General features: G+C 67.9%; 18 protein-coding genes and 1 pseudogene. 7 read left to right on the top strand and 12 right to left on the bottom strand.

What is annotated here, in order from left to right; genetic code table 11:
• Nucleotides 1-16: 16 nt before the first annotated feature.
• Nucleotides 17-901 carry a LysR family transcriptional regulator gene (locus ACWDTD_RS11985; RefSeq protein ID WP_449747323.1) on the bottom strand — a complete coding sequence of 295 codons (885 nt, stop codon included), beginning with the start codon at nucleotides 899-901 and terminating at the stop codon, nucleotides 17-19.
• A 101-nt stretch (nucleotides 902-1,002) separates the two neighbouring features.
• Between ACWDTD_RS11985 and ACWDTD_RS11980 the strand changes: the two genes are divergently transcribed.
• From ACWDTD_RS11980 to ACWDTD_RS11970, 3 genes and pseudogenes are all read left to right on the top strand, one after another.
• Entirely contained in the window at nucleotides 1,003-2,022 is a 1,020-nt protein-coding gene (locus ACWDTD_RS11980; protein WP_449747322.1) for an LLM class flavin-dependent oxidoreductase, read from the top strand.
• 108 nt (nucleotides 2,023-2,130) lie between these two features.
• Nucleotides 2,131-3,084 (top strand): EamA family transporter, encoded by a 954-nt coding sequence (locus ACWDTD_RS11975; protein ID WP_449747321.1) that lies wholly within the window; start codon nucleotides 2,131-2,133, stop codon nucleotides 3,082-3,084.
• A gap of 446 nt (nucleotides 3,085-3,530) precedes the next feature.
• Nucleotides 3,531-5,668: pseudogene (locus ACWDTD_RS11970) on the top strand (MinD/ParA family ATP-binding protein); the annotation flags it as partial.
• Here ACWDTD_RS11970 and ACWDTD_RS11965 read toward each other — a convergent pair.
• Entirely contained in the window at nucleotides 5,656-6,726 is a 1,071-nt protein-coding gene (locus ACWDTD_RS11965) for an alpha/beta hydrolase (protein WP_449747320.1), read from the bottom strand. The pseudogene ACWDTD_RS11970 and the gene ACWDTD_RS11965 sit on opposite strands and share 13 nt — an antisense overlap.
• Before the next feature lie 83 nt (nucleotides 6,727-6,809).
• Here ACWDTD_RS11965 and ACWDTD_RS11960 point away from each other — a divergent pair, with 83 nt between their 5' ends.
• Complete coding sequence (locus tag ACWDTD_RS11960) at nucleotides 6,810-8,165, top strand: MurT ligase domain-containing protein (RefSeq protein WP_449747319.1); 1,356 nt, start codon at nucleotides 6,810-6,812, stop codon at nucleotides 8,163-8,165.
• Nucleotides 8,162-8,884 carry a type 1 glutamine amidotransferase gene (locus ACWDTD_RS11955; RefSeq protein WP_449747318.1) on the top strand — a complete coding sequence of 241 codons (723 nt, stop codon included), beginning with the start codon at nucleotides 8,162-8,164 and terminating at the stop codon, nucleotides 8,882-8,884. The genes ACWDTD_RS11960 and ACWDTD_RS11955 overlap by 4 nt, the downstream gene beginning before the upstream one ends.
• A 184-nt stretch (nucleotides 8,885-9,068) precedes the next feature.
• Here the strand turns inward: ACWDTD_RS11955 and ACWDTD_RS11950 are convergent, their stop codons facing one another.
• The 8 genes from ACWDTD_RS11950 to ACWDTD_RS11915 form a co-directional block, all read right to left on the bottom strand.
• On the bottom strand, nucleotides 9,069-9,806 hold the full coding sequence (locus ACWDTD_RS11950) for a uracil-DNA glycosylase (protein ID WP_449747317.1): 738 nt from the start codon (nucleotides 9,804-9,806) through the stop codon (nucleotides 9,069-9,071).
• Nucleotides 9,807-9,822: 16 nt separating this feature from the next.
• Complete coding sequence (locus ACWDTD_RS11945) at nucleotides 9,823-10,320, bottom strand: uridine kinase family protein (RefSeq protein ID WP_449747404.1); 498 nt, start codon at nucleotides 10,318-10,320, stop codon at nucleotides 9,823-9,825.
• A gap of 115 nt (nucleotides 10,321-10,435) precedes the next feature.
• Entirely contained in the window at nucleotides 10,436-11,998 is a 1,563-nt protein-coding gene (locus tag ACWDTD_RS11940; RefSeq protein WP_449747316.1) for an alpha/beta fold hydrolase, read from the bottom strand.
• A 171-nt stretch (nucleotides 11,999-12,169) separates the two neighbouring features.
• The gene (gene recR / locus ACWDTD_RS11935) at nucleotides 12,170-12,781 is read right to left on the bottom strand and encodes a recombination mediator RecR (protein WP_449747315.1); all 612 of its coding nucleotides are present in this window, start codon (nucleotides 12,779-12,781) and stop codon (nucleotides 12,170-12,172) included.
• A 42-nt stretch (nucleotides 12,782-12,823) separates the two neighbouring features.
• Nucleotides 12,824-13,198: a YbaB/EbfC family nucleoid-associated protein gene (locus tag ACWDTD_RS11930; protein ID WP_449747314.1), complete on the bottom strand. Its 375-nt coding sequence runs from the start codon at nucleotides 13,196-13,198 to the stop codon at nucleotides 12,824-12,826.
• Nucleotides 13,199-13,221: 23 nt separating this feature from the next.
• Nucleotides 13,222-13,602 (bottom strand): hypothetical protein, encoded by a 381-nt coding sequence (locus tag ACWDTD_RS11925; protein ID WP_449747313.1) that lies wholly within the window; start codon nucleotides 13,600-13,602, stop codon nucleotides 13,222-13,224.
• 5 nt (nucleotides 13,603-13,607) lie between these two features.
• A complete protein-coding gene (locus ACWDTD_RS11920; protein WP_449747312.1) occupies nucleotides 13,608-14,576 on the bottom strand; it encodes a pseudouridine synthase in 969 nt (322 codons plus the stop codon).
• 44 nt (nucleotides 14,577-14,620) lie between these two features.
• Nucleotides 14,621-15,061 carry an SRPBCC family protein gene (locus ACWDTD_RS11915; RefSeq protein ID WP_449747311.1) on the bottom strand — a complete coding sequence of 147 codons (441 nt, stop codon included), beginning with the start codon at nucleotides 15,059-15,061 and terminating at the stop codon, nucleotides 14,621-14,623.
• Between the two features lie 95 nt (nucleotides 15,062-15,156).
• Here ACWDTD_RS11915 and ACWDTD_RS11910 point away from each other — a divergent pair, with 95 nt between their 5' ends.
• Nucleotides 15,157-16,554 carry an FAD-binding oxidoreductase gene (locus ACWDTD_RS11910; RefSeq protein ID WP_449747403.1) on the top strand — a complete coding sequence of 466 codons (1,398 nt, stop codon included), beginning with the start codon at nucleotides 15,157-15,159 and terminating at the stop codon, nucleotides 16,552-16,554.
• Nucleotides 16,551-17,873, top strand: coding sequence for a class I SAM-dependent methyltransferase (locus tag ACWDTD_RS11905; RefSeq protein WP_449747310.1), 1,323 nt, complete (start codon nucleotides 16,551-16,553; stop codon nucleotides 17,871-17,873). The genes ACWDTD_RS11910 and ACWDTD_RS11905 overlap by 4 nt, the downstream gene beginning before the upstream one ends.
• Nucleotides 17,874-18,417: 544 nt before the next feature.
• On the opposite strand, the gene ACWDTD_RS11900 is transcribed toward ACWDTD_RS11905, so the two are convergent.
• Complete coding sequence (locus tag ACWDTD_RS11900) at nucleotides 18,418-20,577, bottom strand: DNA polymerase III subunit gamma and tau (protein ID WP_449747309.1); 2,160 nt, start codon at nucleotides 20,575-20,577, stop codon at nucleotides 18,418-18,420.
• A gap of 247 nt (nucleotides 20,578-20,824) precedes the next feature.
• Nucleotides 20,825-22,111: a glycosyltransferase 87 family protein gene (locus ACWDTD_RS11895; RefSeq protein ID WP_449747308.1), complete on the bottom strand. Its 1,287-nt coding sequence runs from the start codon at nucleotides 22,109-22,111 to the stop codon at nucleotides 20,825-20,827.
• Nucleotides 22,112-22,113 lie beyond the last annotated feature (2 nt).

Below are 22,113 nucleotides of genomic sequence, written 5' to 3'. Positions count from 1 at the left end.
TCGCCGGATGCTCGACTCAGCGGGTATGACCCGCGGCAGCCGACCGCAACGCCGCGACCACGTCGTCGACGGCCGTTCCGATTCGCGATCGGGTCAGTGCTTCGTAGACCCGTGCCGCACGAACCCCTTTGAGTTCCACCGCACGCACCCCGGGGTGGCGCACCGCGAATCGTGGCATCAGCGCGATTCCGTGGTTGGCGGCCACGAGTGCCTCGATGGTGGTGAAATCGAGCATCCGCTGCGTCACGCGCGCCGCCACTCCGGTGAGCGCGGAGATCGACAGCAGCACGTCGTCCACCGGGAATCCGCCCTCCACACTGATCCAGTCGTGGTCGGCCAGTTCGGACACCGACACCGAGTTCCGTACCGCCAACGGCGAGGCCGCCGACACCACCACGTCGAGCGGCTCGCGCATCAGTTCGGTGACCCGGACCCGTGGGTCGGTCACCGGCGGCATGCGTTCATCACGGTGGGTCACCACCACGTCGAAATCGGCCAGCGCGGGCGGGGCGTCGGCGTAGGCGACGTCGAGATGGGAAGCGACGATGTCGATGTGCTCGGCCGCGGCGCGCTCGAGGACGTCGGGGAGCAGCAGGGTGGCACCCGAGGGGAACATCGCAAGGCGCACCTGCGCGTTTCCCGATCGGTAGGCCGCCATCTCCTCGCGGGCACGATCCACCGCGGCGATCACCTCGTCGGCGCGCAGCACGAGGGCCCGTCCGGCGCCGGTGAGCCGAATCCGGCGGCCGTCCTGTTCGAGCAGGTCGACTCCGGCCTCCTTGGCCAGCACCTTGAGTTGCTGGGAGACCGCCGACGGCGTCATGTGCATGGCGGCGGCCACCTCGCCCACCGATCCGCGATCGGCGAACTCGCGGAGCAACCGCAGGCGCTTGACCTCCATATAGCAATACTAAGGTTTGGGAGCCGATCAATTCGGATCTGCTTCATCGACTCATGCACGCGGCCGGGAACAATCCGGACCGCAGTCCGGTTGAAGTCTCTGTGAAGAAGATAGGTTTTCTCTCGTTCGGACATTGGTCGCCGTCGCCGGGGTCGCAAGCGCGCACGGCGTCGGACGTGTTGCTGCAGTCGATCGACCTGGCCGTGGCAGCAGAGGAACTCGGCGCCGACGGCGCCTACTTCCGGGTCCACCACTTCGCCCGCCAACTCGGTTCGCCGTTTCCGCTGCTCTCCGCGATCGGCGCGAAGACCAGCACGATCGAGATCGGCACCGGCGTGATCGACATGCGCTACGAGAATCCGATGTACATGGCCGAGGACGCCGGGGCCGCCGACCTCATCTCTGGTGGACGTCTGCAGCTCGGCATCAGCAGGGGATCACCCGAGCAGGTGATCGACGGCTACAAGTACTTCGGTTACGCCCCGTCGGACGGTGAGACCGACGCCGATATGGCGCGTGCGCACACCGACGTGTTCCTCAAGGTGATCAAGGGGACCGCGTTCGCGCAACCCAATCCGCGGCCGATGTTCCCCAACCCGCCGGGTCTGCTGCGCATCGAGCCGCAGTCCGACGGTCTGCGCGACCGCATCTGGTGGGGTGCGGGCAGTCGCGCGACCGCCGAGTGGACCGCCCAGCAGGGGATGAACCTGATGAGTTCCACGCTGCTGACCGAGGACACCGGCATCCCGTTCCACAAGTTGCAGGCCGAGCAGATCGACCGTTTCCGCGACGCGTGGGCCGAGGCCGGTCACACCCGTGAACCGCGGGTGTCGGTGAGCCGCAGCATTTTTCCGCTGACCACGCAGACCGACCGGATGTACTTCGGCGGTGATCGCAACGACCGCGACCAGGTGGGCATGATCGACGGCGGTACCGCACGGTTCGGCCGCTCGTACGCGGACGAACCGGACAAGCTCATCGAGCAGCTTCGCGAGGACGAGGCCATCGCGGCCGCCGACACGCTGTTGCTGACAGTTCCCAACCAGCTCGGCGTGGAGTACAACGCGCACGTCATCGAGTCCATCCTCACCGACGTCGCCCCCGCCCTCGGCTGGCGGTGAGCCGCGCGGGCCGGGGGTGCCCTTCGGGACCAACAGTGAAGCACAACTGAACTGTCCATCCAGATAAATTCGATTGTTCTTCATCGATGACCCCCACATCATGGAGTCATGTCCACACGCGATCGTCTTCTGGGTCTCACCGTGGTGGTGCTCTGGGGTCTGAACTTCATCGCCATCAGGGTGGGGCTCGACCACTTCCCGCCGTTCTTCTTCGCCGCACTGCGGTTCGCGGTGATGGCGGTGCCGGTGATGATGTTCGTGCGTTTCCCGCGCGTGCAGCTGCGGTGGTTCCTGTTGTACGCCTTCGGTTTCGGTGTGGGGCAATTCGCCTTCCTATTCCTCGCGATGAGCCTCGGGATGCCCACCGGACTCGCCTCCCTGGTGCTGCAGACGTCCGCCCCGTTCACGGTGCTGCTCGGGGTGCTGTTCCTGCGTGAGCGTCTGGTGCCCGCCCAGATCATCGGCATCGTGGTGGCGGTGGTCGGCATCGTGCTGATCGGCATCGACCGCGCCGGACACAGCACGCTCGGTCTGGGCATCCTGATACCGATGGTCCTCACCGTGCTCGCCGGTCTTTCTTGGGCTTTCGGCAACATCGGCAGCCGGCTGGCCCGGCCCGACGACGCCCTGCGGATGACGCTCTGGATGTCGGTGGTGCCACCGATCCCGCTGTACCTGCTCAGCCTCGTGATCGAGGGGCCGTCGGCCGGATTCCATGCCGTGGTCACCGTCGGCACGTCGTCGGGCCTGCTCGCTCTCGCCGGCCTCGCGTATGTGGTGTTGCTCGGCACCATCGCCGGGTCGGGTCTGTGGACCACGCTGTTGCAACGGCATCCGGCCAGTCGGGTGGCGCCGTTGTCGCTGCTGGTGCCCGTGGTCGGCATCACCGCCGCATGGCTGATCCTGGGTGAGGTGCCCACCGTGATCGAACTCGGTGGTGCCGCACTGGTCATTGCCGGGTGCGCGGCCGGGGTGCTCGCGTCCCCGCGCTCCCGGCCGGTTCCGACCGCCGGTCGTCGCGGGAGGTCGGCGCATCCCGAGAAGGCGTCGACTCCCGCGTGACGAGCAGAACTCCACCACATCTGTGGTACCCGCCGAGCCGTCGGCGGGTGGGCGCCCTACTATCGTGATTCGAACGCGGTCCTTCGGGCCGGGGGGACCGCACGAGGGGAACAGTCACACCGATGTCGCACGCCGATGCCGAGGGGGCGCAGCCGCCCTGGCTGCACACCGACGCCGACAACCCGCCGGGTGAGGTGTACGCCGCCCCCGTCGACACCGACCGCTTCCCGCCGCAGAGCCCCGCCGCCCATCCGGGTCCGCCTGCTCACCCGCATCCGCCCATGCCCGTCGCGCCGGTGCCGCCGCCGGGGTATGCCGCTCCGCCACAAGTGAATCCACCGCAGATGGGGCCCCCGCCGATGAGCCCCCCGCCGATGAGCCCCCCGCCGGGCTATCCGCCTGCGCACACGATGCCGCCGGGATACGCCATGTCACCCGAGCAGGGACGTACCGCACCGCCCACCAGCGGATGGCGCCGCGCCGTGCACACGGCATCGGGCGGACTGATCAACCTCGGCCAGAGCAAGTCCCAGCAGCAACTCGACGCCATGATCGCGCGTATCCGCCGGCCCATCACCGGCCAGTTCCACCTCGCGGTGCTGTCGCTCAAGGGTGGCGTCGGCAAGACCACCACCACGCTGGGCCTGGGGTCGGCGTTCGCCTCGCTGCGTGGTGACCGCGTGATCGCGGTGGACGCGAATCCCGACCTGGGGACCCTCGCCAACCGGGTGCCCCAGCAAACCGTTTCCACGGTGCGCACCCTGCTGCACGATCGGGGCATCGTCGGCTACCCCGATGTGCGCCGGCACACCAGCCAGGCGTCGAGTAGACTGGAAGTTCTTGCCTCCGAACGTGATCCGGCGATCTCGGAGGCATTCGACGCCGACGAGTACCGGCAGGTGGTGTCGATTCTCGACAACTTCTACAACATCATCATGACCGACTGCGGCACCGGTCTGGTGCATTCGGCCATGCAGGGCGCGCTCGGCTCCGCCGACGCGCTGGTGCTGGTGACCTCTCCGGCGGTCGACGGCGCCCAGAGCGCGTCGGCCACCCTGGACTGGCTCAATGCACACGGCTACGCGCATCTCGCGCAACAGGCGGTGGTGGTGATCTCCGCGTCGAAACCCGGCAGCGCACCCATCGACCTGGACATGCTGACCCAGCATTTCCTGGGCCGCACCCGCGCTGTGCAGATCATCCCGTTCGACGACCACCTGGCCACCGGATCGCACGTGGAACTCGACAACATGCACCGCCGCACGCGCACGGCGTTCCTCGAACTCGCTGCGACGGTGGCCGACTCCTTCGCCCCGGCGCCACCGGTCCACGCCGCACCCCATCCGGGCGCGATGCACTACCCGGGTCCGCCGCAGCAACCGGGTCCACCGCCCGGACCGCCCATGCCCTGGCCGCCCAACGCCTGAGCACACCACCATCTGAGCACGAGGGACACCCACACATGCCCGACGATCAGTCGAATCAGCCACTGCCCAGCTGGATTCCGGCCCCGGAACCCGAATCCCAGCCCGTTGCGGTACCCCCGGTCCAGTCCGGTCCACCGGCCGGATATGGACCGCCGGTGGCGCCCCGGACCGCGCCCCCGATGGCCCCGCCGATGCCTCCCGGCCCTCGTCCGGTGTCGTCGCTCGACGAGGTGCCCCTGCTGCGCCGCGCCCAGCACGCGCCGGCGAGCGGATGGCGACGCATGCTCTACAAGGCGTCGGGAGGCAAGATCAACCCGGGCGATTCGCCCGACGACCTGCACTACGCGGAACTCGTCCGCTGGGTCAACCAACCCATCCGCGGCGACTACCGCATCGCCGTGCTCTCCCTCAAGGGCGGCGTCGGCAAGACCACCACGGCCGTCGGACTCGGCGCCACCCTCGCCTCGCTGCGGGGCGACCGGGTGATCGCCGTCGACGCCAACCCCGACCTGGGCACCCTCGCCCAGCGGGTGCCGCAGCAGACGTCGTCGACGGTGCGTGACCTGATCGCCGATGAGAACGTCACCCGCTACTCCGACGTCCGCGCGCACACCTCGCAGGCTCCGAATCGACTGGAAGTTCTTGCCTCCGAACGTGATCCGGCGACCGCCGAAGCGTTCAGCGAGGACGACTACCGCAAGGTGATGGAGATCCTGCGGCGGCACTACAACATCATCATCACCGACTGCGGCACCGGACTGAGCCACTCCGCGATGAACGGCGTGCTCGATCACGCCGACATGCTGATCCTGGTGACCTCACCGGCGATCGACGGCGCGCGCAGCGCGGCCGCCACACTCGACTGGCTGCACGCGCACGGTTACGGCGCCCTCGCCGCACAGTCGGTGGTGGTGATCGGTTCGTCGCGGGCCGGGTCGTCGACCATCGATCTCGACCAGCTCTCGCAGCACTTCCTCACCAAGAGCCGTGCCGTACAGCAGATTCCGTTCGACGACCATCTTGCCGAAGGCGCCGAGGTGGATCTCGAACTGCTGCACAAGCGCACGCGTCGCGCGTTTGTCGAACTCGCCGCCGTGGTCGCCGGCGACTTCCCGAACACCGCACACCGCGAACAGCGCGCGGGTCAGCCCGGCTGAGCCGACAGCGCCTCGGCGATCGCGGCGGTGTACCTGTTCACCGCCTGCGACGAAATCGGGCTGATGCCGGTCAGATTGGCGAAGCCGTGAATGAGTGAACCCGCGCGCTGCAGGGTCACCGGTACTCCGGCTGCGGTGAGCGCATCGGCGTAGGCGATGCCCTCGTCGCGGAGCGGATCAAATCCGGCCACCACCACGATGGCCGGCGGAAGCCCCGAAAAGTCTTCCGCGCGAAGCGGTGACACGCGCGGATCTGCCCGCTGATCCAGATTGGGCACGTACGAGTCGTTGAACGACTCGATCCGCTCGCGGGTCAGGAGGTAGCCGGTGGCGAACTCGTTCATCGACGGATGCTCCCGTGACATGTCGGTCATCGGGTAGATCAGCACTTGCAGTGCCGGCGTCACGGGTTGGCCGCGTACCTGCTGGGCGAGCACCGCGGCGAGGTTGCCGCCGGCACTGTCGCCGGCGACCACGAGCCGGTCACTGCCCACCCCCCATCCCGGCACGGCCGCCACCACGCCACGCCAGGCGGCCAGCGCGTCGTCGAGCGCGGCGGGAAAGGGATTCTCCGGAGCCAGCCGGTACTGCACCGACACCACGTCGGCCCCCGTGTCGACGGCGAGACGCCGCGCCATCCCGTCGTGGGAGGAACGACTACCCAGGGTGAAACCGCCACCGTGGAAGAACAGGATCACGCCGGTGGTGTCCACACCGAAGCGGTATCGGGTCGCCGGTACCGGACCACCCGGTCCGTCGAATTCGAGATCCTCCTCCACCGCCAGCGCAACCGGCTTCTCGGTGGTCAGCGCCGCCCCGATCTCCATGCCGGCACGGGATTGATCGACGTCGTCGTCGCCCAACCCGACGGCCGGCAGCAGCCTGGTGACCACTCCGATGGCCGCGAGTTCCGGGCTCACGTGTTCGCCGTCGGCATTCACCGGGCACCATCGGGACACGGCGTCGAACACCGGGGCCGGAATGCGGCCAGTGCCCAGCAGGACCGAACGCATCGGACGCAGCGGGAGGGGCAGTGTGGAGGATGTGGCGCGGCTCACGGCGCCGAGACTACCGGGCGGGTGCACCGGCCACGACGCCGTCCCTCACGGCACCCCTGGGGCAGCTGTGACAGACTCTCCCCATGCCCGATCGAGCGTCACTTCCGGGTCTCCCACCCGCCCACCCAACCACCCGCATCCCGCTCCGCACTTCCGTGGCGCTGGGCGCTGCGTCGGCCGCTCGGTGGGCCTCGCGCACCGCGGGACGGGGCAAGGGGTCGATGATCGGTGGCCTGGTGGCCGAGAAGATCGATCCGCAGATCATGCGCCGCCTCGCCGCGGGCAAACGCACCGCACTGGTCACCGGCACCAACGGCAAGTCCACCACCACACGCATGACCGCGGCCGCGCTCTCCGAACTCGGCGAGGTTGCCACCCAGGCCGACGGTGCGAACATGGACGCCGGCATCATCGCCACCCTCAGCCTGCAGCGATCGGCACCGATCTGTGCACTGGAGGTGGACGAACTGCACGTGCCGCACGTCAGTGACGCCACCGACCCCGAGGTGCTGGTGATGCTGAACCTGTCGCGCGACCAGCTCGACCGGGTGGGCGAGATCAACATGATCGAACGCAGGCTGCGTGCGGGCATCGCCCGCCATCCGCAGATGACGGTGGTGGCCAACTGCGACGACGTGCTCGTCACCTCGGCGGCGTTCGACGCACCGAAGGTGGTGTGGGTGGCGGCCGGTTCGAGTTGGGTGGGCGACTCGGTGAGTTGTCCACGTACCGGCGAGCCGATCGCCCGCGCCACCACCGACCCGACGGCAACCACAGAACACGCGGTCCCGGCAGTCCATACCGGTGTCGAGTGGTACTCGACCGGCGACGAGAGCTTCCGCCGTCCCACACCCGAGTGGTGGTTCGACGACGACAACATCTACGGACCCGGCGGCTTCGTCGCCCCGATGACGCTCAGCGTGCCCGGCCGCGCGAACAGGGGCAACGCCACCCAGGCGGTGGCGGCGGCGGTCGCGATGGGCGCCGACCCGGCGAAGGCGGTCGCGGCCGTGGGCACCGTGGGCGAGGTGGCCGGGCGTTACGGCATCCACCAGGTGGGCAACCACTCCGTGCGTACTCTGCTCGCGAAGAATCCCGCGGGCTGGCAGGAAGCACTGTCGATGATCGACCAGGACGCCGACGGACTGGTGATCGCCGTCAACGGGCAGGTTCCCGACGGCGAGGACCTGTCGTGGCTGTGGGACGTGCGGTTCGAGGCGTTCGAGACCATGGCTGTGGTGGCCGCCGGTGAGCGGGCCGCCGACCTGTCGGTGCGGCTGCTCTACGCAGGTGCCGAACACACCACCATCCCCGACCCGATGAAGGCCATCGAATCGTGCCCGCCCGGCCGCGTCGAAGTGCTGGCCAACTACACCGCGTTCCGCGACCTCGGCATCGCGATGGATCGGGCCGAACGCGCGCGGAAGGGGCAGCCGTGAGTGAGTCGACGCTGCGGATCGGATTGGTACTGCCCGACGTGATGGGCACCTACGGCGACGGCGGCAACGCGCTGGTGCTGCGGCAGCGGGCGCGGATGCGCGGCATCGACGCCGAGGTGGTCTCGATCACCCTCGACGACGAGGTACCCGACTCGCTCGACGTGTACACCCTCGGTGGCGCCGAGGACTATGCGCAACGGCTGGCCACCCGGCATCTCGCACGGTTTCCGGGACTGCAGCGGGCTGCGGCGGCCGGACGTCCCGTGCTCGCCATCTGCGCGGCGATCCAGGTTCTCGGCCACTGGTACGAGACGTCGGCGGGTGAACGGGTCGACGGGATCTCGCTGTTCGATCTCACCACCTCACCGCAGGCCACCCGCAGCATCGGCGAACTCGTCACCGACCCTGTCGAACCGGAACTCACCGATCCGTTGACCGGATTCGAGAATCACCGCGGCGGAAGCACTCTCGGGTCCGACGCGAAGCCTCTCGCGCGGGTCCGGCACGGCGTCGGCAACGGCGTCGGCGATGGCACCGAAGGAGTGGTCCAGGGGTCGGTGATCGGCACCTACATGCACGGCCCGGCACTGGCCCGCAATCCCCAACTCGCCGATCTGTTGCTCGCGCGGGCCATCGGGGTCGATTCGCTGGCCCCGCTCGATCTGCCCGAGGTGGATCTGCTGCGCCGCGAACGACTCGCCGCCGGCCGCCGGGGCTGACACCTTCGCGGGCCGCCGGCCTCAGTCGACGGGGCGGCGCCACGGTGCGAAGCGGAACCGCGCGCAGTCCTGTGCCCCGCACCGCGAGCAGTCGGTACCCGAACGGTAGTGCTGGTGCGCACTTCGTGAATGTCCGCACCGGCAGGCCGATTCCGGTGCCCTACCGGTCATCCGGCGCACAACGTCACTCATCGTTGCCATCGTAGTCATCTCCGGTCACGGACAGACCCGCATGCCGTCCCGCGGCGATCAGCACCGCGCGCAGCATCGCCGGCGTGAGCCGGCCGGTGAAGGTGTTGTGCTGGCTCACGTGGTAGCTGGCGAACACCGACAGCTCGCGGCCGTCCCGGACGATGGTGGTGCGCGCACCGTGGGCAAAGCGCGGTCGCGGTCGCGGGACCTGCCAGCCCAGGTCGGCGAATCCGGTGAGTGCGCTGCGCCATCCGAACGCGCCGAGCACCACCACCGAACGCAGCGTCGGCAGCAGCAGGTCGAGTTCGTCATGCAGCCAGTGCGCACATCGGTCCCGCTCATCGGGGGTCGGCTTGTTCTGCGGCGGTGCGCAATGCACCGGTGCGGTGATCCGCACTCCGTCGAGCGTGAGGCCGTCATCGGCCGAAATCGCGGTGGGTCGGTTGGCGAGCCCCACGTCGTAGAGCGCCCGGTACAGCACGTCGCCGCTCTGGTCGCCGGTGAACATCCGGCCGGTCCGGTTGGCGCCGTGGGCGGCGGGGGCAAGACCGAGAATGAGCATGGCGGCGTCGGGCGGACCGAATCCGGGCACCGGCCGTCCCCAGTAGTGCCAGTCGGCGAAGGCCGCCCGCTTCTCGCGGGCCACCTGCTCGCGCCACCGCACCAGCCGAGGACAGGCCCGGCACTCCACGAGATCGGCGTCGAGTGCACTGATACTGTTGTAGGACATGGTGTTTCGCGCTCGCTCAATCGAGGACGCGGCACCGTTCCCGGGTGCGGTCGACGGCAAACCAGCCGCGCTCGAACTGTTGCCACCGTTCCAGGAAGGGACGAGAGGCCTCGCCGTCGCGGGCCACGGCCCGTTCGATCCGTTCGGGCGCCGTCCCACCGTCGAGCCACAGCGCGTAGGTGAGGCGGTCGGCGATGCGCCGTCGTGCCGACGACACGCCCTCCACGATCAGCAAGGGCTCCCACCGGTACCAGACCCGGCTGCCGAGGGTGGGTTCGCCGTCGACCCACACCCGCGGGCGGTACCGGTAGTCACGTCGGCGCACAAAGCTGTGCAGCACATCCGATTCCAGTTCCGGCCACCACGCCACGGGGTTGTCCCAGGTGGCGAATTCGTCCGTGCGGACGAGGACCACACCGGTGCCGCGGGCGGTGAGTTTCGCGACCAGCGCATCGGCGACCGTCGACTTTCCGGCGCCCGAAGGTCCGTCGATGGCCACGATCCCCGACACCATCTCGGCGGCGAGCTCGTCGAGTTGGGCGTCGACATACGGGTCGATCGCTCCCGCCGCACCTTGCGCGGGAGTCGGCGAATGGTCTTGAGTCACTTGCACACTCATACTGCTCCGATCACCAGATCACCCCGGAGCCACGCGTGGGCGCCGACGGCAGCTTGGGCACCAGAGGTGTGGTGATCGGGGCCTGCGGGGCCTCAGTGACCCCGGTGCGCCCGGTGCGGAGATATTCGACGATGGCGTTGTCCACCGGTGCGTTGTCGCGACCGAACTGACCGTGATCGCCGCCCCCGACGGTGATCAGGTGACTGCGCATGGCCCGCTGAGTGGCGAGCGACCCCTGATACGGGGTCTGCGGGTCGCCGACACTGTCGAGTTGCAGAGGCTGCACGGCCAGACCCCGGTTGGCGATGGCAACCGGCTTGGTCACCGGAGGCGCTCCGGCACAAGCCATCCCGGACTGATAGATCAGTCCGGGGCCGGTGAAGACGTCACCGACGAGGAAGTTGGCGTAGAGCGAGGCGGGGATCAGTCCGGGCTGGGCCGGTGCCTGATTCTCGTTGCACAGGATGAGTTGCTGCATCTGCTGCAGATTGGTGAGAATCTTCTCGACATCTTTGCTCGGCGGTTTCGCCTTGTACCGCCCGGAGGTCAGCAGGGCGACGACTGGCCAGGCGTTCCGGTCGGGTGCGGCTTCCCGGGTCAACAGCAGCAGACGTGAATTGGTCTGCACCCCATCGGGAACCACCAGGGTCGCGATGAGATTGGCCAGTTGTGCCCGCGCCTCGGCGGTCAGGTTCACCCCGGCGATGTACTGCTGCGCGATGGCCGCGAAGGCCGGCGGTACGTCGCCCACCTGTGCCGGTGGCGCGGCGAGCGACGGGGGAACGCCCGCCTCGAGCGTCACCCGGTCACTCCAGCGCCGATACACCGCCAGCGGTGTGGTGCCGAGGTGATAGACGTTGTCGTGCTGAGCGATCCACGTCATCATGGCATTCACCCGCGCCTTGTATCCCGCGGTCTGCTCGGCGAGCACGTCGTTCCAGATCCACGCCGGATTCACCGCGGAGTCGAGTACGAGCCGATCGGTGTGCTGCGGAAACAGCGTCGCATAAGTGGACATCAGCAGGGTGCCGTAGGAGATGCCGTAAAGACTCACCTTGTTCACGCCCAGGGCGCGTCGTACCTGCTCGATGTCGCGAGCGGTGGTCTCGGTGGTGATCGTCTTGGTGTAACCGGGCGTCTTCTGTTCGCACGACTCGCGGCCGGCTCGCCCGATTTCGAGTTCGGCGCCGACGGGCACCGTATCGCTGCACTGCACCGGGGTGGAGCCGAGCAGGCCACGCGGTTGCACCGCGACGAGGTCCCACTCGTCGCGCATCGCCGCAGGCGGCGTCAGCCCGCTGAACATCCCGATGGCGTCGCCGCCGGGACCGCCGGGGTTCCCGACGATCACACCGCGCTTGGCCGCCTGGTCGCGGGCGGGAAGCCGACTGATGGTCAGGGAGATGGTGGGTCCGGACGGGTCGGCGTAATCGCGCGGAACCCGCAGCGTCGCGCACCGGGTCTCCTTGGAGGCACCGTGGATCGGTGCGCACGGGCCCCAACTCAGCGTCGGCGAGGCGGTGGCGGGAGCGTTCGCCACGCCGGTCGCCGCGAACGCGATCAAGGTGGCCACGGCGGCGAGCAGCCCGAGGCACCGGACCGATGGGCGTGGACGAGTTCCCCTGGGTGGCACCCACCATCTGTAGCAGACGCCTCGACCGGATGTGAGACAACAAGCCGCAGCCGGCCGCGGTCGCACGCCGTCGTTCGCCGGGAAGTACGTCGTTGAGGTGAGGATGCCCGTTCAGGTGAGGATGCGGCGACCCGACAGGGCACGACCGAGGGTGAGTTCATCGGCGAACTCGAGGTCGCCACCCATCGGCAGGCCCGACGCGAGGCGGGTGACCGACAGCCCCGGGAAATCCTTGAGCATCCGCAACAGATAGGTGGCGGTGGCTTCGCCCTCGGTGTTCGGGTCGGTGGCCACGATCACCTCGCTGACCTCTACGCCGTCGTCGGCAGAGGCGAGGCGGCGCAGCAGCTCGCGGATACGCAACTGATCGGGACCGATGCCCGACAACGGGTCCAGCGCCCCGCCGAGAACGTGATAGCGGCCGTGGAACTCCTTGGTGCGTTCGATCGCGTGCACGTCCTTGGGTTCTTCCACCACGCAGATCTTGGTGGCGTCGCGTCGCGCATCCGCGCAGATCCGGCAGAGCCGGTCGGCCGACACGTTGCCGCATTCGGCACAGAAGGTCACATCGTCGCGAACCCTGCCGAGCGCGGCGATCAGGCGGTCGATGTCGGCCTTCTCGCCGGCAAGCAGGTGAAACGCGATGCGCTGGGCACCCTTGGGGCCGAGCCCGGGCTGCTTGGCCAGCTCGTCGATGAGGTCCTGGATCGGTCCCTCATACATGGATGCACGCACACATCTGCGGTGCCGTCGGCTGACTCGCCATCAGCCCAGGCCGGGCAGCCCGCCCGAACCACCCAGTCCGCCCGCGAGCGGGCCCATCTTCTCGCTGGTCAGTTCGTCGCGTTTGGCGGCGAGGTCCGACAGTGCGCCGAGCAGCAGATCCTGCAGGGTCTCGACGTCGTCGGGGTCGACGATCTTGGGGTCGATGGACACCGCGGTGATCTCGCCGGTGCCGGTTCCGGTGACGCTCACCAGTCCGTTGCCGGCCGAACCGGTGACCTCGGCGGCGGCGATTTCCTCCTGGGCGGCGAGCAACTGGGCCTGCATTTGCTGTGCTTGGGCGAGCAGCCCGGCCATCGGGTTGTCGTCACCGCCGCCACCGCCGAACAGGGAGCTGGGATCGAAAGGTTGAGTCACGCGGTCCAGGGTAGTCGGTGGGTTCAGCGGAGCAGCCGCTCGACATGCTCGACGATCTCGTCGACCGTCGCATCCCCCACCGGTGTGATCTCGAAGGACAGTTCCGGTTCGCCGAACAGCATGCCCGCGCGGCGGGTGAGGGCGAATTCGAGCCGGTTGCCATCGACGCGGCGCCACTCGAGGACGGCCCCGTAGATCGGGGCGCTCGCCCCGGTTGTCACGCAGTGCTGGTGCCGGCGCCGATCACCGCCCTCCGGGTTCCCGGCCGTCCGGGTCCCCGCGACCTGTGTGTCGGCGAGCAGTTCGCGCTGGATCTGGAAGCAGGCCATCGACTCGTCGTCGATGAACACCACCGCCTCGCAGCCGAGGTCGGGGTGCCGCTCGTAGGAGGCCCGGATGGTCACGGACCTCAGGGTAGTTCGTCGACGCGGTGCCGGGACTGGAAGAGTCGGCGCTCCCCCGAGATCGGGTCCTCGAACTCCAGCGAGTGCGCGACGAGCCGCAACGGGTGGTCGAAGTCGCCGTGGTCGGGTCGCGCAGCGAGGTCGGGGCGCACCTCGGGATAGAGCGGATCGCCGACGATCGGGGTCCCCAGCGAGGCCATGTGCAGCCGCAACTGATGGGTGCGGCCGGTGTGCGGGATCAGCCGGTAGACGCCCAGCGCCTCGGGTCCGGGCCGCACCGTGTGCAGCAACGTGATGTCGCTGATTGCGTTCACCGGGCCGTCGACCACCAGCGCGCGCAGGTCGCCCGAGGTCTTCTCGATGCGATCGCGCACGGTCACCCCGTCGGCGAGGCGGTCGTCGACGGGCGCCAGCGCGCGATACTCCTTGCGCACCCGACGCGCCGCGAACAACTCCTGGTAGGACGCTCGCACCTCGGGGCGAAGCGTGAACAGCAGCACCCCTGCGGTGAGTCGGTCGAGGCGATGCGCGGGGGCCACCTCGTCGCTGCCGAGTTCGCGCCGCAGCCGGACGAGCGCGGTCTGGGTGACGTGCCTGCCGCGCGGCATCGTCGCGAGGAAGTGGGGTTTGTCGACGACGACGATGTTCTCGTCGCGGTAGAGAACCGGCATTTCGAAGGGGATCGGCACCTCGTCGGGCAGGTCGCGGTAGAGGTACAGCGAGGTGTTGCGGCGAGCCGGTTGATCAAGATCGACCGGGGCACCGTCGGCGTCGACGATCTCGCCGCGTCCGGCACGTCGGCGCAGTTCGGTTTCGGTCAGGCCCGACAGTGAGTCCGTGTCGAGCAGGCACCGCAGCACCGTTCGTTCGGGTCCGTCACGCAGCACCACCCGGGTGGCGTCCACACCGTCGCGCGGCGGCAGCGGTGACGGGCGTGCACGGCCCCGACGACGCGGCCGCTCATCACCGCGCACGACGCCCGCCGAGTACTTCTCGCGCTGTCGACTTCTCGAATCGCCTACTGCTCGAGCCGCTTCTTCAGATTGCCGAGCACCTCGGCCTGAATCGCGGCGAGACCCTTCGGCGCGAATCTCTTCTCGAAGAATCCCCCGACGCCGGTTGCGTTGCTGGTCCAGGTGGTGGTGGTCCGCACCGAGCTGCCCGAACCCGCGGGGCTCACGCGGTAGCTGGTCACCATCGAGGAATTCTCGTCGCGTTCGGTGACGGTGTCGGGGGTGACCGACACGACCGCCTTGACGTCACGCTGCCGCTTCGAGGTGGCCTGCAGAATCCAGTGCACCACCGTGCCGTCGCCGTTGCCGCCGCTGATCACCGCGTAGTCCCGATACTGCTCCGGGAGAATCGCCGGCCGTACCTCGTTGTAGTCGGCCAGCGCGCCGACCACCGCGTCGGGTGTGGCGTCGATCTCGATCGAATGGGTAGCGGAAATCTCACCCACGACGGGTACTCCTTTTCGGATGAACAACAACCAACGGATTGGCGGGTCTGGTGAACAGGTCCTAGGCTAGCCGGGTGAACTCGGCACGGTTGGAGATGGGGGCACAGGCATTCGACGCAGGAGTCTCGAGGCTTCTGGCGAGCTATCGCGCCATCCCGCCGCAGGCCACCGTACGTCTGGCCAAGAAGACGTCGAACCTCTTCCGCACCCGCGCCAAGAACCCCTACCCCGGCCTTGACGTGTCGGGTCTCGACCGGGTGATCTCGGTGGATCCCGACGCGCGCACCGCCGATGTCGCCGGGATGTGCACCTACGAGAATCTGGTGGCCGCCACGCTGCCGTACGGTCTGGCACCGCTGGTGGTTCCGCAGCTCAAGACCATCACGCTCGGCGGCGCGGTGACCGGACTCGGGATCGAGAGCACCTCGTTCCGCAATGGTCTGCCGCACGAATCGGTCCTGGAGATCGACATCCTCACCGGCGACGGCGAGATCGTGACCGCCACCCCCACCAACGACTACTCCGACCTGTTCTTCGGATTCCCCAATTCCTATGGCACGCTGGGCTATTCGGTTCGCCTCAAGATCGAACTGGAGCGGGTGGAGCCGTATGTCGCACTGCGGCATATCCGTTTCACCGATCTACGCGAACTCGAGGCGACGATGAGCACCATCGTCACCGAACGCAGCCATGACGGCGAGGCCGTCGACTATCTCGACGGAACCGTGTTCACCTCCGACGAGGCGTACCTCACACTGGGCCGCCGTACGGACGAGCCGGGACCGGTCAGCGACTACACCGGCATGGACATCTACTACCGCTCGATCCAGCATGCGCCGTCGGCCACCCCCAAGCGCGACCGGCTGACCATCGGCGACTACCTGTGGCGCTGGGACACCGACTGGTTCTGGTGTTCACGAGCCTTCGGTGCGCAGAACCCCAGAATCCGCCGCGTGTGGCCGAAGATATTGCTGCGCAGCAGCTTCTACTGGAAGCTCATCGGCTACGACAAGCGTTTCGACATCGCCGACCGCCTCAACCGGCGCAAGGGTCTACCCGCGAACGAGCGGGTGGTGCAAGACATCGAGGTTCCTCTCGAGCACACCACGGACTACCTCGAGTGGTTCCTCGAGAATGTACCGATCGAACCGCTCTGGTTGTGCCCGTTGCGGTTACGGGAGCCGGCCTTGCCCGGCGCCGATGCGGTGCGTCCCTGGCCGCTGTATCCGCTCGAGCCCCGTCGCACCTATGTGAATGTGGGCTTCTGGTCGGCGGTCCCGGTGACACCCGGCGACCCCGGACACACCAACAAGCTCATCGAGCGAAAGGTGGCCGAACTCGACGGCCACAAGTCGTTGTACTCCGAATCGTTCTACGCTCCTGAGGAGTTCGACGAGCTGTATGGCGGCGAGAACTATCGGCTACTCAAGAAGCGCTACGACCCACGCGGCAGACTTCTCGACCTCTATGCGAAAGCGGTGAAGCAGCAGTGACCACATTCCGAGAAGGTTCACCGGCCTCGGCCGAGGCACCCGCCGGCAAACTGACCCTGGCGCAGGTCTTCGAGGCGATCGTGGGCGGCGACCTGAGCATCCGCATCACCGCCTACGACGGCAGCGCCGCCGGTCCCGCCGACGCCGAGTACGGCCTGAACCTGAAGACTCCGCGTGGCACAACCTATCTGGTCACCGCTCCCGGCGATCTCGGACTGGCCCGCGCATACGTTTCCGGCGACCTGGAACTGGTGGGCGCACACCCCGGCGATCCGTACGAGGCGCTCCAAGCGCTCGCCGCCGACCTCGAGTTCAAACGCCCGTCTCCGCTCACCCTGGCCCACGTGGCCCGCTCCCTGGGACTCGAGCATTTCCGTCCGATCGCCCCGCCGCCGCAGGAGGCACTGCCCCGGTGGCGCCGGTTCGCCGAAGGCCTGCGGCACAGCAAGGCCCGCGACGCGGAGGTGATCCACCATCACTACGACGTGTCGAACACGTTCTACGAGTGGGTGCTCGGGCCGTCGATGACGTACACGTGCGCGGTGTACCCCGACCTCGAGGCGTCGCTGGAGACCGCCCAGGAGAACAAGTACCGCCTGATCTTCGACAAACTGCGACTCAAGCCCGGTGACCGGCTACTCGACATCGGTTGCGGCTGGGGCGGAATGGTGCGGTACGCCGCGCGGCACGGCGTCAAGGCGCTGGGCGTGACGCTCTCCGCCGAGCAGGCCGCCTGGGCCAAGCAGGCCATCGTCGACGAGGGTCTCGGCGACCTCGCCGAGGTGCGGCACAGCGACTACCGCGATGTGGTGGAGAGTGATTTCGACGCGGTGTCGTCGATCGGCCTCACTGAGCACATCGGGGTGAGCAACTATCCGTCGTACTTCTCGTTCATGCGAGACAAGCTGCGCGTGGGCGGAATGTTGTTGAATCACTGCATCACCCGGCCGGACAACTTCAAGAACGCGCGCGCCGGTTCGTTCATCGACCGGTACGTGTTTCCCGACGGAGAGTTGACCGGTTCGGGCAAGATCATCTCCAAGATCCAGGACATTGGCGGTCTCGAGGTGCTGCACGAGGAGAACTTCCGCGATCACTACGCGATGACCCTGCGTGACTGGAACCGTAATCTCGTCGAGCATTGGGACGAGGCGGTCGCGGAGGTGTCGGAGGGCACCGCCCGCCTCTGGGGCCTGTACATGGCCGGCTGCCGGATCGGATTCGAACGCAACATCATTCAGCTTCATCACGTGCTGGCGACCAAGCTCGACGCCAAGGGCCGCAGCGACCTTCCGCTGCGCCCGTGGTGGCAGCCCTAGGCTGGTCGAGCGGGCCCGGATCCGGGTCGAGCGTGCCCAGATTCGCGTCGAGCGTGCCCGGATCCGGGTCGAGCGTGCCCAGATTCGCGTCGAGCGTGCCCGGATCCGGGTCGAGCGTGCCCAGATTCCGGATGACTGTGCCCACCAGATGGTTTCGAAAAGCTCAACCAGCGGACCATCCAGGTCGAGCGTGCCCAGATCCGCGTCGAGCGTGCCCAGATCCGGGTCGAGCGTGCCCAGATTCCGGATGACTGTGCCCACCAGGTGGTTTCGACAAGCTCAACCAGCGAACCGACCGGGTTGAGCGTGCCCGGATTCGCGTCGAGCGTGCCCAGATTCCGGATGACTGTGCCCACCAGGTGGTTTCGACAAGCTCAACCAGCAGACTATCCGGGTTGAGCGTGCCCACCAAGTGGTTTCGACAAGCTCAACCAGCGGACACTGCCCACCAAGTGGTTTCGACAAGCTCAACCAGCGAACCGACGCGCAACCAGCGGACCCACGCTCAACCAACGGACAACCCTCAACCAGCGGACGGCGGGTGTCACTCCAGCGGGCGCGCCCCGAGTTCGTTCTGCAGTAGCTCCATCGCGAGTTTGTCCTGATCGACACGGACGCCAGGTCCGCCGCGATGGGCCTCCGCCACCATCTCGGCGCGTTCGGCGTCGGGGATCTCGTCGTCGGGACGCGGCGGTTCGGGTTCCTCGGGTTCAGCGGCCGTTTCGGGCTGCGCGACTGGCCGTTCGCCCGAATCTGATTGTCCGCGAGCACGGCTCGGCCGCGCGTAGGTTTGTGCTCGACGGTTGGGTGTGGACTTGGTCGGCGCTGCGGACGCCGACGGAGCTGCCGCACCGGGCGCCTGGTGGATGGTTCGAACGTCGAGGTCGGTGCCGAAGACCTCACGCAACGCCTCACGGATGATCGACACCGCGTGTGGCGCCGACAACCTGCCGACCAGCACCTCCACCGGATGCCCGAATACCACGACGTCGTCGTCGAGGTCGACGATCACGGCGGCCGACAGCATCGGCTCGATGCTCTTGGAACGCTCCCGAACCGCGGATCGCACTTCTTGCAGTCGCCGTTGCACGGTGTCGACGTCAAGGCCGGTGTCGGTCGGCGGCGGTGACTCCGACACGGGCTCCGCAGCCTGCGCGGCCGGCCGACGCGCGACACCCGGCTCGTCCGGCGGCGCAGCGGACTCGTCGACGGGCTCCTCGGGAAGCGGGATGTCGTCGTCGACCGTGACAGCGGGCGGTTGCGGCGAACTGGGTGGCTTCTCCACCGGCGGCTTCTCGGCCACCGGCTGCGGTGCCACGGGTTGCGGTGCCACGGGCTGTGGTGCCACGGACTGCTCTGCCACCGGCTTGTCGGCCACCGGCTGCGGTGCCGTCGGAGTCTCGGCAGGGGGTTCGACGGGCTCGGGGCTGGGCTCGGCCTTGCGCTGCGACGGCCGAACGTACTTCGGCGGATCGTCGGACGGAGGGGGTGGTGGAGGCGCGGCACTGCCCTCACCACTTGGGCTCGCTGTGGGTGCCGATGGCGCGGTTGCTCGCACACCGGATTCGAGCCGTTCGAGGCGCTGGAGCACCGCCGCTTCGTCGTCGGAGACCGCGGGGAGCAGCATCCGCGCGCACATCACCTCGAGCAGTAGCCGAGGCGACGTGGTACCGCGCATCTCACCGAGTGCGGTGTGCACGATCTCGGCGAATCGGGTGAGTCCACCCGGCCCGAGTTTCTCGATCTGGGCGTTCATCCGCGCGAGCTGATCGCCGGGAGCCTCCACCAGTCCTCGTTGTGCTGCGTCCGGAACTGCCTGCAGCAGAATGAGATCCCGGAGTCGCTCGAGCAGGTCGACGGCGAAACGTCGGGGGTCGTGGCCGGCGTCGACCACCTTCTCCACGGTGGCGAACAACCCCGCCCCGTCGGCGGTGGCGAGTGCGTCGATGGCGTCGTCGATGAGCGCGATGTCGGTGACGCCGAGCAGTGCGAGGGCGCGGTCGTAGGTGACGCCTTCGTCCGATGCGCCGGCAAGCAATTGGTCGAGAATCGACAGCGAGTCGCGCGGTGAGCCGCCACCGGCACGGATGACCAGCGGAAAGACGTCGGGTGCCACAGTGACACCTTCTTTGGCGCAGATGCGTTCGAGCAGGCCCCGCATCACCGGCGGGGCGAGCAGCCGGAACGGGTAGTGATGGGTACGCGAACGGATGGTGGGAAGCACCTTCTCCGGCTCGGTGGTCGCGAAAACGAAGATGAGGTGCTCCGGCGGTTCCTCGACGATCTTGAGCAGCGCGTTGAAGCCCGCGTTGGTCACCATGTGCGCCTCGTCGACGATGAACACGCGGTACCGCGACTCGGACGGAGCGTAGAAGGCGCGGTCACGCAGCTCGCGGGTGTCGTCGACGCCACCGTGGCTGGCCGCGTCGAGCTCGATGACGTCGAGGTTGCCCGGTCCGCCGGGGGCGAGCGCCACGCAGGACGAGCAGACGCCACACGGCGTGGACGTGGGGCCTTGCTCGCAGTTCAGCGATCGGGCGAGGATGCGCGCCGACGACGTCTTACCGCACCCGCGCGGGCCGGAGAACAGGTAGGCGTGGTTGATCCGGCCACTGTCGAGCGCGCGGCTCAGCGGATCGGTGACATGTTCCTGACCCACGACTTCGGCGAAGGTTGCCGGGCGATAGGTGCGATACAGAGCCACGCGTCGAGACTACCGGCGGGTGCCGACACACCAAGCCGCTGCCCCACAGGGGGGCGACACCCCGGGCACGCTCAACCCGAAACCGGGCACGCTCAACCCGAAACCGGGCACGCTCAACCCGAAACCGGGCACGCTCAACCTCGATCCGGGCACGCTCAACCCGAAACCGGGCACGCTCAACCTCGATCCGGGCACGCTCAACGCGGATCCGGGCACGCTCGACTCGGATCCGGGCACGCTCGACGGGCTACCCGACCGGGTCGCGCTCGGTGTCGGCACTGGGAAGGGGAGATGTCCGCGAAGTGCGGAACACCAAGATCGTCGCGATCGACGTCCCGAGGAACACCGCGTTGTAGGGGTACACGGTGAACCATTCGAGCCATGCGATGCCGTGCTTGAAGAACAGCCCGATGAGGTAGGCGTCGGGGACCGTCTTGTTCACGAACCAGATCGGATGCGCGAGATACGTCCGCCACGAGAACGCGACGAGGATCAGGCAGGCGAGCCCGAGCCCCGCGGCGACGCGCCGCGGCGCCGACAGGTCGGTCCGCAACGCCAGGTGCACGCAGATCACCATGACCGGAACGAACCACACCCAGTGATGCCCCCACGACATCGGGGAGATCGCACAGGCGGTTATGCCGACCAGCGACAACGCCAGCAACTCCTGACCGTTGCGGTGCGCCAGAACCGCCGCGTACATCCCCAGCGTCAGCGCGGCCAGCACCAGCACCAGCCACAGCAGCCCGTTGGGATGGTCGGTGTGGATCAGATTGGCCAGCCACCCGCGGATCGACTGGTTGCCGACCGTCTGCGGGGCGCCGACACGATTGGAGTCGAAGAGCTTGTCGGTCCAGTACGCCCACGATTCCGCGGGCAATGCGATGAATCCGACGACGATGGTGCCGACGAACCCGGCGATCACGCCCAGCATCGCCCGCCAACGGCGCAGCAGACCCAGATAGAGGATGAAGATCAGCGGCGTCAGCTTGATGCCTGCGGCGATACCGGTGCCGACTCCCATCACACGGCTGCGGTCGGGTCGTAGCAGGTCGGCGAGCACGATCAGCATCAGGAAGACGTTGATCTGCCCGTACCAGATGGTGGTGCGCACCGGTTCGAGCAGCAGCGACACCGCCACCAGCGATACCGCGATGACCCGCAGCGGCCAACTCGCCCGCCGGCCGAGTGAGCGGAAACTGAGCATGATCACCAGGTAGAGCGCGATGAAAATGCCTGCGGTCCAGATGATTCGAGCGGCCTCGAACGGCATCCACGCGAACGGGAAGAAGATGATGGCGGAGATGGGCGCGTAGGTGTAGTCCATCTGCCCGAGCAGTTTGGCGTCGTAGAGACTCCCACCGTCGAGCACGGTCTGGCTGCCGGCACGATAGACGTCGAGATCGAGCTGATTGTCGAACAGACCCCAGAAGGGTGTGGTGTAGGGCACCACAACGTCCTGCAGCCACAGCGCGAGCACCCCGACGAGCGCGAACCCGGCGGCCACCAGCCACCGGCGAGACACTCTGCTCATCC

It is taken from the genome of Gordonia sp. NPDC003425, from assembly GCF_053588635.1.
Note: the sequence above shows the minus strand (reverse complement) of the source record. Positions and strands in the feature narration are given on the sequence as shown.

Coding starts and splice junctions, on each gene's coding strand:
- ACWDTD_RS11945 (WP_449747404.1), bottom strand. CDS start 10,320: ATGGTGTCGGGGATCGTGGCCATCGACGGACCTTCGGGCGCCGGAAAG.
- recR (WP_449747315.1), bottom strand. CDS start 12,781: ATGTATGAGGGACCGATCCAGGACCTCATCGACGAGCTGGCCAAGCAG.
- ACWDTD_RS11960 (WP_449747319.1), top strand. CDS start 6,810: ATGCCCGATCGAGCGTCACTTCCGGGTCTCCCACCCGCCCACCCAACC.
- ACWDTD_RS11950 (WP_449747317.1), bottom strand. CDS start 9,806: ATGTCCTACAACAGTATCAGTGCACTCGACGCCGATCTCGTGGAGTGC.
- ACWDTD_RS11985 (WP_449747323.1), bottom strand. CDS start 901: ATGGAGGTCAAGCGCCTGCGGTTGCTCCGCGAGTTCGCCGATCGCGGA.
- ACWDTD_RS11975 (WP_449747321.1), top strand. CDS start 2,131: ATGTCCACACGCGATCGTCTTCTGGGTCTCACCGTGGTGGTGCTCTGG.
- ACWDTD_RS11910 (WP_449747403.1), top strand. CDS start 15,157: ATGGGGGCACAGGCATTCGACGCAGGAGTCTCGAGGCTTCTGGCGAGC.
- ACWDTD_RS11895 (WP_449747308.1), bottom strand. CDS start 22,111: ATGAGCAGAGTGTCTCGCCGGTGGCTGGTGGCCGCCGGGTTCGCGCTC.